Genomic DNA, 13,782 nt, shown 5'->3' with positions numbered 1-13,782 from the left:
TTCATTTAAATAGGTAATTGCAATATAATTACGATGAAAGATTGGCTTTTAACCATATTTACCATTCATAACTTATTTTTATTGTCAGGAGCTTTTTTGATATATAGATACAGCAGAACTCGTAAAATATATTGGGGACTAACCTTAGCTATTGGAGTGCTTTGGCTAGCCACTTCTACCTATTACTTACCAGCAAAATGGATGAAATATGAAGAGAGCCGTCAAAAGAGAATTTTGCCAGCCAATCATAAAGAACAGGTCTATATTCATGTTTTTGGGGCAGGATATATTTTAGATAAACGTTTGAATCCATCTCAGCAGTTATCTCCTACATCTCTTACTCGTTTGGTTGAAGCAGTTAGATTAATGAAATCTTATCCAAATGCCGTTTTAGTAACTTCGGGACACTCGAGATATGGCGTAAAATCTCAAGCAGAAGTGGCTAGAGATGCGGCTATTTCATTAGGAGTTCCGTCCAGTAAAATAAAAGTATTGACTACTCCTGATAATACTTTTACAGAAATTAAGTCTTTTACTCAGAAAATAGGAAATAATGTTTCTGTAATTGCGGTTTCAGATGCTTTACATCTACCAAGGATTCATTTTTTATACCATCAATATCCTCACCTTAAAACGTATTATGCTCCTACTAATTATCAAATAAAAGAGGGTCAAAATGGGAGTGTAGGTGTAGATTTTCCCAGTGTAAATTCTATAGAGATGGTAAATGAAATCATAAAAGAGAGATTGAAATTCGCAAAAGATAAAGCAAAAGTGTATTTTCTTAAGCAGAAATCTCACTAACATAAAAAATAGATTATTCGGTAAGCAAATTTATAATCATCTCTTTCACACATAAATATCCTTACGTCAGAACATCACTACATTACTACCTTATCTTATTTCCAAATTTCCAAAGGCACCCTCATCACTTCTCCCTTCTTCCTTCTTCTTTCTCAATTTTACAACTTTACGATTTCACCCCTACTTTCCTTATCTCTCTTAATTATTCCTCTTCGATTCTTAATGTTATAAATAAAAATTCATGCAAGTAAATATGATAAAAAAATATAGCGAATATGATGTTTTTTTTGTAATTTAGTATGAAAATCATAAGGATAAGCTAAAACAAACACAGACTGAGATGAAAATGAGAGATTGGGGAGTAGCACAAATTAAAGAACTAAGGACGATATATGAAAAATTAATCAGTTCACATTATTCTATTATTTATTCGGGCAAAGAAGAATTTTTTTTAAAAATAGGAGAACATGAAGAAAAGATTACAGAAGAAAATTTCTATTTTATTGCTCCTAATTCTAAAGTGACAATATTAGGAGCCGCAGAAACTGCTATATTAATTTGGTTTAGAGCGGATTTATTTGTAGATAGACTAGAATTTCTGAAACTCATCAAAAAAGGTCTCCTTTTTAAACAATCTAATGGATTACTCATTAAAAATAATTTTATGCCTTATGAATGTATGTTTAAATCTTATTATGAACCTACTCAAAATAAGAGACTCAATAAAATTATTGCTAAAAATTTATTCATAAATTTTTTAGAATTTGTTTTGATTCGTGCACAAATAGAGTATGATGCAGTGCTAGAGGAAATGAGGAATAATACGTATGAAAAAGAACTTATTAATCGCTTTGTAATGATTTTACAAAAGGAAGGAGTGACAAAATTAAAAATAGATTATTATGCAGACCAGTTAGGCGTTACAAAACGAACTTTAGATAATGCAATGCAAGAAATATATGGTTGTTCTACGAAAAAGTTTCTCACAGCGAAAATAGTGGAAAAAGCAAAAAAAATATTGAAAGCTACAGATGTTCCTATAAAGTTGATAAGTTTAGAATCAGGATTTTCTGAAGAGAGTAATTTCAGTAATTTCTTTAAAAAAAACACAGGGTATTCTCCCCGTAAATATAGACAAAAAGCTATTGTAGAAATACCAAGTTTAAAATAAAAAATAAATGTAAATAGTCATGGAAACCCTGAAAGCAATAGTTAGAATATTTGCTGTAATTGGAACAGTAATTTTGGTAAGAGCGCAATTAGGAAATGCGCTAGCGCTAAATATTAATCTTTTTCCTGTACAAACCATTGCGATAAATGGAGAAAATAGGGTAGATATGATTTATAAAAATCAAGCAGATTATTCTAATGGTGTTTCTGTAATGAAGGAAAATCATTTAAAAATAAATAGCACAGGAGGTTTTATTGTTAAAGTAAAGGCAGATCAAGATCATTTGACTTCAGACAATAGCGAGGCTAGTCCAATTCAAGCGTCAGATATAACTTTGATGGCTACTAAAGGAACATCTAATAATTTAGAAGAATTAATAACTCAAGAAGTATCTCTTTCACAGAATAATGTAGATTTATTTTCTAGCAATAGAGGAGGTGTTAATAAGTATTTCAATATTCAATATAATGGAGCCAATGGAAATAAATGGCATAATAAAATAACGGGGGGAAAGGAAACCAATTATGCTATTCAAATAATTTACTCCATAGAACCAAAATAACTATAAATAAATTATAAGTAATATGCTACCACTAACCATAGTAGTGAAACAATGTTGAAATTAAAGGATTTATCATAGGTTTTTTGTTTTTTTTCATAAGTTTTTTTTAAATAGAGGTTGTAATTTTGCACCCGGAAAAAGTCCTAAGAGGATTAAAAAAAAAATCAAACGACAAAAAAAAATTATGAAAAAAACATTTTTCTTATTAATTATGTTAGCAGGTGTTTTTACTGCTCAAGCTCAAGTGAGTGATAATGCAACAGTAAATGTAAAGTTGTATCCTATCCAAACAATTGTAGTAAATCCAGACAACAAAGTGGTAAATTTAGATTACAAAACTACCACAGATTACCAAGATGGTGTAAATGTAGATAAAAAAGATCATTTAAAAATTTACAGTACTGGTGGTTTTGAAGTAAACGTAAGTGCTGCAGGTGATCTTACAAGTAGTGATGCAACAAAAAATATTTCAGCTGCAGATATTAAAATTACTGCAAGTGCTGGTACAGTTAATCCATTAACATCTACTACAAGCAATACTTACAAATCAATTAATTTATCTAATACTAATCAGTTATTAGTAGATAACGCTACTGGTGGAGTAAATAAAACGGTAAGTGTAAACTATGCAGCAGCAGGAGCAGATGCATATGTAGATAAATTTATCAATGGAGAAAATCCTACAGTATATACTACTACTGTAACTTATACCATAAGTCCTAAATAATAGGTATTTATAAAAAAATAAGAAGGCAATTTAGGATTTTTATCTTAAATTGTCTTTTTTTTGTAATAATGAAAAATATACTATTTTTAATTCAGTGCTTTATATGTTTTATTCCATTTTTGGGTAAAGCACAGACGGGTTTAGGGGTTACGCCTCCTAGAAATTACTTTGTAGCGGAATCAGGAGATAAACTTACAAAGAAAGTAGTGGTAACAAATGATAGTAAAACAACACCACTTATTCTTTCTGTATCTTTTGGAGATTGGAAATATGATGAAAATGGGAATAATATTACTGCTGACCCTAATACTCTAGAGAATTCTTGTGCATCATGGATTACGGTTGCTCCCCAATCTTATTTTACTTTGCCTCCAGGTGAGTCCAAAGAATTAGAAATTACAGTGTCACCGCCTTACAATAAAAAGGATACACTTAAAGTCCATACTGCAATGCTCTATATTACCCAAACCAATCCTGTGGATTCTTATAATGAAAAAGGAGCATTAGTAAAGGTGAGCCTAAGATCAGGAATTAAAATATATCATAGATATCCAGAAACACCTAATCCTTCCATAGATTTTATTGATTTTTCTTGGAATAAGAAAACAGAAAAATTAGAGCTAGAAATGATAAATAATGGAAATATGTGGACAGATGGGACATTATCTACCGAGCTAGTGAATCAAAATAATGGAAACAAAGTAAAACTTCAAGATCAAGTTTTATATACACTTCCAGGAGACAAAAGAAAAATTAAAATAGAAATTCCACAAAATGTACCACAAGGGAAATACATTGCATCTTCTATTTTTTCTTATGGTAATGATGATACCGTCAAAATGGCGGAGTTAAATTTTAATATCGAGTAAAATGATAAATAAAGCGTTTTTTTTAATCTTTTTGTGGGGGGTATGCCTTGTAAATGCACAAGAAGTGAAAGTGAGCGCTTGGGATAATGGCTGGGCAGGACTTACTTCTTATAATGGTCTTACCTCCTATAACCATTCCACGGTATTTCTAGAGGTGCAAAACTCGCAAGGGAATCCAATGCAAGACTGGTATCTAAGTTTTAGAGTGGATGGGAATATTTCTAATGGCTATAAAAACTTTCCTCCGTATAAACTAAAATATCAATATAGTTATTTGGTTGCTAACGGTCCAAATGAAGATAATATTTATCCTACAGCAGATAATATAGGTCTTGTGAAAACTCCTATTCCTTTTTTAAATGCTAACTCTTATTGGGTATATAATTCCCCATATAATCTTCAAATAAAGTACTATTTTTCAATAAAATTTTTTTATCATCTTTTTATTGAAGGAGGAGCTTATTTAAAAGATTATGTGTCATACTATAATTATAGAGTTAATTTAATAATAGAAGTAAGAAACAGAAAAGGAGAGATTAAAGCTAGCGCTCCATTTTCTTATTGGATGCAGATTTTACCCACAGATAATCTACCTGTTGAACCTAAATATGGAATGCAATTAAATGCCTCTGCAAAAAATGTATGGTTAGAATTTAAATCGGCTAATGATTACGCAAACGGCGTTTCTAAAAGTTATCCAAATGCATTATCTACTTATTCTTCAACTCCTTATGAGGTAAGAGTAAACGCATTGTCTAACAATCTTACAAGTGCGTCTAATAAAATTTTACCTATTAATACGGTGAAATTAATGATCAAAGAGAATGCAACTCAGAGAACAATGGGTGAGGTATATCTTTCCAGTGCACAGCAAAAATTGTTTAGTAATACAGAGCATGCAGGAAACAAATTTTTTGATGCCATTTATTCTACAAAACCTGGAGATACCAATTTTTTTGATAAAGACTACGAACAGTACTCGGAAACCGTATTTTTTACGATGATTCCGCAATAAAGTAGGATATGAAGACCTTTAAAAAAAATTGGAGTTTTATAATCTTATTAAATACAATTCTTTGTTTTGCTCAAACAAAGAATATTTCTATGGTTACTGATGAAAAAATATCTGCCAAAAATGACGATAGAATAACCTTGTTGTTAAAAATGAAAAATGAAACTTCTAAAGAACAAAAGTTTCAATTAAATGCAAATGTACCCAAAGCTGTAAAGATATTATCTACAAATACAATCATCACATTAGAACCAAATGAAGAATTATATTATCCTTTTAAATTATGGGTTGAAAAATCACAACCAGCAGGAGAATTCAATATAAATATTACGGCAATTGATAGTTTAGGGATAAAAAAAGCAGAAGCTAATACAGAACTGAAAATCCAGCCAATTAGGCTATTAAAGTTAATAGCAACTCAGCCGTATCTGCTTATGGAAAAAATTGGTGATTCTCTTAAAGTATCAGCACAAGTGTTCAATTCTGGAAATCAAACTGAAAAAGTAAATGTATTAGCTAGCTTCCCTCAAGGAAGAGGGAATTCAACCACACTGAAAAAAGAGATAACACTACAGCCTTTTGAAAATAAAATTGTTTCTTTTAATAAAGTTATTGATAAAGAAATAATAAATATTGAACTTTTTACCGTAAATATTGCAGCATTTGATAGTAATAATGAATATTTTGGAAATGCGATGATAATGGTTCAAAACGCTCTAGGAGATAGAAGGTATGTAGACCCACTAAATATAAATCAACGCCTTTTTCAAAAAAATCCTAATTATATAACTTGGATGGCTTCTAATCCTTGGTCAGATTTTGGCTCATCTAACCATTTAGACTTGCATACAGAAGCAAATCTAAATAACACTAAAATTGGACTGAATCTTAATGCCTCTTATTGGCCCAATAATGCAGAAAAAATTATTCTACAGAATTCATACCTTACATTCGGAAAAGGTCCGCTAGAGTTAAAATTAGGTAATGTTAATGCTAATGGATTGGAAGTAAGCGTTCTAGGTAGAGGGCTGGAGTTAAATGTTCTGCCCTTAAATAATAAAAAGTGGTCAGGGAGTATAGGTGTTGCGGAAAAGAGTTTTAACCTGGTAGATCCCTTTAATGCTGAAATGAAAAGAGGGTATACAGCTTTTGCTAAATCGACTTTACAGATTAACGATAAATTTACTTTGAATAATGAATTTATTTTTGATACAGACAAAGAACAAAATAATATAATCTTTAAAAATGGCTTAGAATGGAATAATAAAAATAACACTGTTCATAAGTTTGATATAAGTTATGGGAATTCTGAAATTAATAATCACTTCAATTTAGAGAAATCTTCTTTAGCATTAGCTTGGATGTATTTAAAAAATTGGAAAAACTGGTCATGGAGTTCAAATAATTTTTACAGTAGTAAATATTATCCTGGATTAAAAAGAGGGGCTACAATGATTGAGCAAAGATTAGCAAGGAATTTTGGGAAAATGTCTTTTTATACATCAGGCAGTTATAATGCGTATGACCCACAAGAACTTAATCCGCAATACAGATTTGATAACAAAACTACGAGATTAAAAATAGAAATAGGAAGTAATTTCCCTCTTACAAAAAAAATTTCCGCAAATATTTTTTCTCAAAATTGGAATGAAAATGCGAATATATTCTTGGGGAATGATTTTATAAAAACCAACATCATTTTTAATGCTACTACGTTTTCTGCCGCAATCAATTATAATATAAATCGTTCAGAAAATAGATTGAATATTTCTACTTCTCAGGGCTGGTCTCATTACAAAAATAGAACCAATTCATCTTACATAAATCAATGGCAGGCAAATTGGTTTTATAAAAGTTTAATGATAAGTGCTTTATATCAGAAAGGAAACTTTATGCTATACGAAGGAAATAATGAAGGACAATTAACTAAGAATACCCAAAAAATTTCTGGATTAGCATATTATAAATGGGAATCGCCGAATAAAAAAACAAGTCTCAATTTTACAACTCTTGCAACCTATAATAGTAATACAGGAACTACTTGGTCTTTAAATACAGGAGCAGATTATAGACCTTTTATCTCTACCAAAATATTTGCTAATGTACTATATAGTCGTTTTGATAATAATTTTTATGGCGCTTCTAATGTTTATTATCAAATAGGAATTACTCAAGAGATTCCCACAATAGGTGAGGAAACCGTGCAATACAAGAACGGTACACTAAAGATATTTACATTTTTAGACATCAATCATAACAACAAGTTTGATGAGGGCATTGATCTACCAGCCCCGAATAGTAAAATAAAAGTAAATAATACCATTTTTATTTCTGATAAGGACGGAAATGTGAAATATAGAAGACTGCCTTATGGAGAATATACCATAAAATCTTTAGAAACAAAATGGTATTCGGAAGACCAAAAAATAAAATTAGATAAAAAGGAAATGTTTTTACTTATTCCTTTGCAACATTCTGGCGTTGTAAGAGGAAAGGTTATCTATCAAAAAACAACAAAAACACAATATGAGGTTCTAGAAATTTTTGCAGGAATCCCAATACAATTTATAAACAGTAACGGAAAAATTTATACTACATATCTAAATACTCGAGGAGAGTATATCATGTATCTCCCTTTAGGTGATTATCAAGTGTCTATTGATAAACAATATCTACAAAAGAATGTTTATATAGATGATAATCTTATGACTGTTGAAGTAGAAGAAGGCTCTGATAATAGTTTAAAAGATTTCTTGTTAAAAGTAAAAGAAAAAAAACTAGAAGTAAAAAGATTTGGTACAGGAAACTAAATTCTCAGTTTTCGGTTCTCGATTCTCCCATTTAGCGTTCAATTCACAATTCGTTAATACAAATAACTACAAAACAAATTTGAAAATTATTCAGATTTATGTAAATTTGCATGTATACTTTTCGGTAGACAACCATATAAAGATTAAAAGCACCCATGATGACTCAGAAAAATGAACCAGAAAACAAGATGAATGAGGTAAATGTTTTACTTAATTTAGCCAATATAAGATATTTACCAAGATACATCATCATCGCAATAGATGTTTTTTTAATTGGAGTTTCTACTTTCTTTTCATTCAAAATTTTAGAAAAAGTTCTAAACCATTCCGATTTTATAGCAGAAAGTTTTGCAGGTTATGCTTTAATAATAGCAGTAAGTCTTTTTTATATGTATGTTTTTAAAACATACGCAGGTATTATAAGACACTCTACTTTTTATGATTTATTGAATCTATTATGGTGCATTGTTGCTACTACATTTACACTGTGGGCTCTTTCTGGAGTATACAATATGGTCTATGATCATTCAGTTCCTGAAAATATATCATTCTTTATCGTTTTTTTCTTCTTTTCATTTAGTACGTTATTTATGTTTCGTCTTTTTGTGAAGGAAATGTTTCGCTGGATTAAGGAGTACAAAGACAATTCTCTTAAAAAAAGAATATTAATTTTAGGAATTTCTGATTATTCGGTAGCAATCGCAAATTCTATCATCGAAAGTCATAATCTACAATATAAATTAAAAGGGTTTTTAACCAAGAGAAATGATTCTAGAAATGCCAAAATTTTTGGACTAGATATCATGACTCAGGATACTTTTATTAAAACACCGAAAGAAGAGTTAGAAATAGATGGGATTTTAATTCTTAAAGAAAATTTATCTGCTAATGAATTAACAGAATGGGTGAATTTGTTTTTAGAGAAAGAAATGGAAATTTTTCAAGCTCCTTTGGTGGAAGAATTCAATCCTGAAAAAATTCATACCAATATTCGTAGCTTTCAAATAGAAGATTTACTCAATAGAGAACCTATTTGTATTGAAAATGAAGAAGTAAGATTAATTCATGAAAATAAATCAGTTCTAGTAACTGGAGGTGCAGGTTCTATTGGGAGCGAAATTGTGAGAAAAGTAGCTTCATATAAACCCTCTAAAGTAGTAGTAGTAGACCAAGCGGAAACACCGTTACACGAAATCCAGTTGGAAATGAACGAAAAATTTCCAGATATAGATTTTGAATTCATTTTAGCAGATATTACCAATAAAAAAAGACTCGAAAGCATCTTTACAAAATTCAATTTTGATTTGGTATATCATGCAGCGGCCTATAAACATGTTCCAATGATCGAAAATAACCCTCACGAAGCAGTTTGGGTAAATATATTGGGAACACAAAATCTGGCAAAACTCTCTGTGCTGTATAATATAAAAACATTTGTAATGGTTTCTACAGATAAAGCGGTAAACCCTACCAATGTAATGGGAGCCTCTAAGAGATCTGCAGAATTATTAGTACAATCTTTACAATTTTTACCAGAAAATAAAACCAAATTTATTACCACCAGATTTGGAAATGTTTTAGGTAGCAACGGTTCTGTAATTCCACTTTTCAAAAAACAAATTGAAGCAGGAGGGCCCATTACCATTACCCACCCAGATATTGTTAGATATTTTATGACCATTTCTGAAGCATGCGAATTAGTGCTGCAAGCCTCTACTATGGGAAAAGGAGGCGAAATTTTTGTCTTTGATATGGGAAAACCTGTGAAAATAAAAGATTTAGCAATAAAAATGATTAAACTTTCAGGAAAAGAACCAGAAAAAGATATTCTATTAAAATATACAGGATTAAGACCTGGAGAAAAATTATATGAGGAGTTATTAAGCGATAATACAAAAAATCTTCCAACACCTCACCATAAAATAATGGTTTCTATGGATCCTCATAAGGAATATAATGAAATAAAAGATTTATTAGAACAAATAGAAAACGCTACACTATCTCACGATAATAATCAAATTGTGAGAATCCTTAAAAATATGGTGCCAGAATTCATCAGCAATAATTCAATTTTCGAAAAATTAGATCGTTAAAATAACACTAAGATTTATTTTAAATAAGGTTCTTCTTTTAAAAATTAATAAACACCTTATAAAAAGTCTTCAATTGAATAGATATTACAATGCTGAGGAATATTATTACAAATCATTTTAAAAAGCTAAATTTTTATATCAGCAATAAATTTCATGACAAAATCATGAGATTTTTTTGCATGTTAGAGAAGAAGTAAAATAGTGAAAAAAAGGCTTTAAGTCTTTAAAATTTATAAAATGAAATTCAAGTGACGAAAAATAGAAAGTAGAGATACAAAATTTACTATTTTTACGTTGGTATAAATGAAAAGAATGATAATAAATAAGAATGAATATAATTTTAGTATTATATAATTCTTGGAGAATGAGAATGAAATAAGGTGAGTGATAAATTATGGGACTCACTAAGCGAAGCTGTAAAAAAAAAGAAAAAAACTGTAAAGTAAAAATAGTATGATCAGAGGTTTTTAACGGCATTAAACTTCTGTTATTATAAAAGAAAGTCCTATATTGTACGTCCTTAAAAAGACACTTTTAAAACAAAACTGTATATTTTAATTATAAATTTAATAAATGAAGAAAAATATTTTTATTTTATTAATAAATCTAGTATTTATTTTTCTAAATTCTTGTACCAGTCAAAAAAAATTAGATTACCTGCAAAACATCGAAAATGTGGCACTACAAGCCTCGATGAAAAATGCAAAATCTACAATACAACCAAATGATCAACTCGTTATTTTGGTAACCGCAAAAGATATGGATGTGGTAAGACCCTTTAACCAAAATTTTTCTTCGGGACAAATTTTACAATATTCTACTGCGAGTAATAATATGCCTACCCAAAATCAGACTTCTACCTCAGGACCTACATATATAGTAGATACTCAGGGGAATATAGATTTTCCTGTTGTGGGTAAAATAAATACTGAAAATTTAACAACGGAGGATTTAAAAGAAACCTTAAAGAAAGAAATAACAAAATATGTTATAAATCCTCAGGTTTCGGTTAAAAACACCAATTATAAAATTACAGTCTTAGGAGAAGTAAATCGTCCAGGAACATATAATATTCCCGAAGCACAGACTACTTTGTTAGAAGTAATGGGTTTAGCTGGCGATTTAACGATTTATGGAAATAGAGATGATGTTTTGGTTATTAGAAATGTAGATGGTGTAATAACGAAGCAAAGATTAGATCTTACCAAAGCAGATTTTATAAATTCTCCATATTTCTATTTGAAACAAAATGATGTGATTATTGTATCTCCAAATGAAACAAAACAAAAAACGTCTAGATTAGACCCTAATACAGGTATTTACATTTCAGTAGCCTCAATCGTTGTAACAATTTTAGCTTTGATTTTTAAAAATTAGAAAATGAACAATAATAGTTTCCAAAAAGAAGAAATTCATATAAATGAACTTATCAGACCCTATATTAAACGATGGAAATGGTTTGCATTGAGTGGAATTTTTACATTACTAATTGCTTATTTTTTTCTAAAAACACAAAACCCAATTTATGAAGTTGTTTCTACAGTATTGATTAGAGATTCTAAAAGATCAATGGGTGGTCAAGACTTTGAAATGCTGAGAGATTTGTCTGGATTGGGTAAAATGAGTTCGGATGGAGTTGATAATGAAATTGAAGTTTTAAAGTCTAAAAAACTCATTACAACTGTAATTAAAGATTTAGGTTTAGAGACAGATATTTATAAACCAGGATTATTTAAAGACACTGAAGTATTTGGTAAAACTTCTCCCATTATTGTAAAAATAGTAAATGAAAAAAGTACTGAAAAGAAACCAGAACCATTATTTCTTTCATTAAAAGGAGAAAAAATAACCATAACCAACAAGGAAGGTTTTACTACAGTGACTACCTATAATAAGGTTGTATCATTGCCGAACGCAAATGTTATTATTTTAAAAAACAAAATTTTTAAACCTAGCAAAGAAAAGTTAGATGAACTTATCATTAATGTTTCTAATATTGAAAACAAAACCATAGACTATCAAAAGCTAATTAATGCCTCATTAGTAAATAAAGATGTTACCGTGATTAAATTATCAATGAATTATCCCAATATTGATAAAGCAAAGGATATAATTAATCACTTAGTTGAAGTCTACAATGCAGATGCTATTAATGATAAAAATGAAGAGTCCAAGAAAACAGCTGAATTTATTGAAGAAAGAATAGCAAACGTAGGTAAAGATTTAGGGAATGTAGAAAGTCAAAAAGAACAATTCAAAAGAAACAATCAAATTACTGATTTAGCTGTCGAAGGAGAATTAGGCCTTAAAACCTCTGCAGAAGCTAGAGCCAAAGAACTAGAGCTGGCCTCACAATTAGAGTTAACAAATAGCTTAATCTCTTTTGTTTCCAGACAAGGAAACTATCAAGTAATTCCTAATAATATTGGATTAGATAATCCAGGAGCAGTAGCTAATATTACAGCTTATAATCAATTAATTCTAGAAAGAAATAGGTTACTAGAGAACGCAACACCTCAGAACCCATTAGTAATAGAAGTTACGTCTCAAATTAATAATTTAAGACCAACTATTTTACAAAATCTTCAAAAAAACAAAAACGGATTGCAGCTGGCTGTAAGTACTTACGAACAAGAGCAGAATTTAGTGTCTGGTAAAATTGCAAAAATACCTGCGCAAGAAAAATTGTTTAGAAGCATAGAACGTGAGCAACAAATTAAAGAGTCGCTCTATTTATTGTTATTACAAAAAAGAGAAGAGACTCAGATATCCCTAGCGGTGACAGCTCCCAAAGCAAGAATTGTAGATAAAGCATTTAAAAATGCTCAGGTAGCCCCTAAATCTTCAATTATTCTATTAGCAGGTTTGTTTTTAGGATTATTAATTCCTTACATTATTATTTCATTGTTAGAAAGATTTAATAATAAAGTAAAATCAAAACATGACATTGAAAAAATTTCTAAAGGGAAACCTATCATAGGCGAAATTCCTCGTTTAGAAAAAGGAGACCATGATCTAGTGAAGGTAAATGATAACTCTCCTTTAGCAGAGTCATTTAGAATTCTAATTACCAATATGAATTTTATGACAAAGAAAAAGAAAGGAAAGGTGGTAATGGTTACTTCAAGTGTAAAGGGAGAAGGAAAAACATTTATTTCTGTAAATCTTGCATTAACCATAGCGAGCCCTACCAAAAAGACTATTATTATTGGAGCAGATATTAGAAATCCTCAACTTCAGAGATATAATACCGAAAGAAAAGGTCTAAGCGGGCTTACAGAGTATTTACATAATGAAAGTATGGATATTGAAACGTTAATACATAAAAGTATTTTCAATCCTCATCTTGATGTAATGTATTCTGGAAATATCCCCCCAAATCCTACTGATTTACTTTCTAATGGAAAATTTGAAGCCCTAATCAATATTCTATCTCAAAGTTATGACTACATAATTCTTGATACAGCTCCATTGATGTTGGTTACAGATTCATTCTTAATCTCAGAATGGGCAGATGTAACATTATATGTGGTAAGATCACAATACACAGAAAAACTTTTAGTAGAGTTTGCAAACAAGAATATAGAATCTCATAAAATTAAAAACACAGCTTTTGTCATAAATGATGTAAATAGTGATTATTTCGGGTATGGTAATAAATATGGCTATGGATACGGCGCTAAAGAAAAAACATTTTTTGAGAGAATAAAAGAAAAACTAAATAACTAATCATC

At 29.8% G+C, this 13,782-nt stretch carries 10 protein-coding genes; all 10 read left to right on the top strand.

The annotated features are described in order from the left end of the window. Positions 1-33: 33 nt before the first annotated feature. The 10 genes from C3729_RS12545 (at position 34) to C3729_RS12500 (ending at position 13,777) form a co-directional block, all read left to right on the top strand. A complete protein-coding gene (locus C3729_RS12545; RefSeq protein WP_104794468.1) occupies positions 34-804 on the top strand; it encodes a YdcF family protein in 771 nt (256 codons plus the stop codon). A gap of 340 nt (positions 805-1,144) precedes the next feature. Next, on the top strand, positions 1,145-1,975 hold the full coding sequence (locus tag C3729_RS12540; protein WP_104794467.1) for a helix-turn-helix domain-containing protein: 831 nt from the start codon (positions 1,145-1,147) through the stop codon (positions 1,973-1,975). A 19-nt stretch (positions 1,976-1,994) separates the two neighbouring features. Beyond that, positions 1,995-2,537 (top strand): hypothetical protein, encoded by a 543-nt coding sequence (locus C3729_RS12535; RefSeq protein ID WP_104794466.1) that lies wholly within the window; start codon positions 1,995-1,997, stop codon positions 2,535-2,537. Positions 2,538-2,721: 184 nt separating this feature from the next. Then, the gene (locus tag C3729_RS12530) at positions 2,722-3,264 is read left to right on the top strand and encodes a hypothetical protein (RefSeq protein WP_104794465.1); all 543 of its coding nucleotides are present in this window, start codon (positions 2,722-2,724) and stop codon (positions 3,262-3,264) included. Positions 3,265-3,383: 119 nt separating this feature from the next. Beyond that, positions 3,384-4,133 (top strand): molecular chaperone, encoded by a 750-nt coding sequence (locus C3729_RS12525; protein ID WP_260204525.1) that lies wholly within the window; start codon positions 3,384-3,386, stop codon positions 4,131-4,133. Position 4,134: 1 nt separating this feature from the next. Continuing rightward, entirely contained in the window at positions 4,135-5,148 is a 1,014-nt protein-coding gene (locus C3729_RS12520) for a hypothetical protein (protein ID WP_104794463.1), read from the top strand. 8 nt (positions 5,149-5,156) lie between these two features. After that, on the top strand, positions 5,157-7,955 hold the full coding sequence (locus C3729_RS12515; RefSeq protein ID WP_104794462.1) for a hypothetical protein: 2,799 nt from the start codon (positions 5,157-5,159) through the stop codon (positions 7,953-7,955). Positions 7,956-8,113: 158 nt separating this feature from the next. Further along, a complete protein-coding gene (locus tag C3729_RS12510; RefSeq protein ID WP_104794461.1) occupies positions 8,114-10,048 on the top strand; it encodes a polysaccharide biosynthesis protein in 1,935 nt (644 codons plus the stop codon). Positions 10,049-10,621: 573 nt separating this feature from the next. After that, on the top strand, positions 10,622-11,425 hold the full coding sequence (locus C3729_RS12505; protein WP_104794460.1) for a polysaccharide biosynthesis/export family protein: 804 nt from the start codon (positions 10,622-10,624) through the stop codon (positions 11,423-11,425). Positions 11,426-11,428: 3 nt separating this feature from the next. After that, positions 11,429-13,777, top strand: a complete 2,349-nt coding sequence (locus tag C3729_RS12500) for a GumC family protein (RefSeq protein WP_104794459.1) — start codon at positions 11,429-11,431, stop codon at positions 13,775-13,777. The last annotated feature ends 5 nt before the right edge of the window (positions 13,778-13,782 follow it).

Source organism: Cloacibacterium normanense, assembly GCF_002943105.1.
GTDB lineage: Bacteria > Bacteroidota > Bacteroidia > Flavobacteriales > Weeksellaceae > Cloacibacterium.
This window is presented reverse-complemented; position numbering and strand designations above follow the sequence as displayed.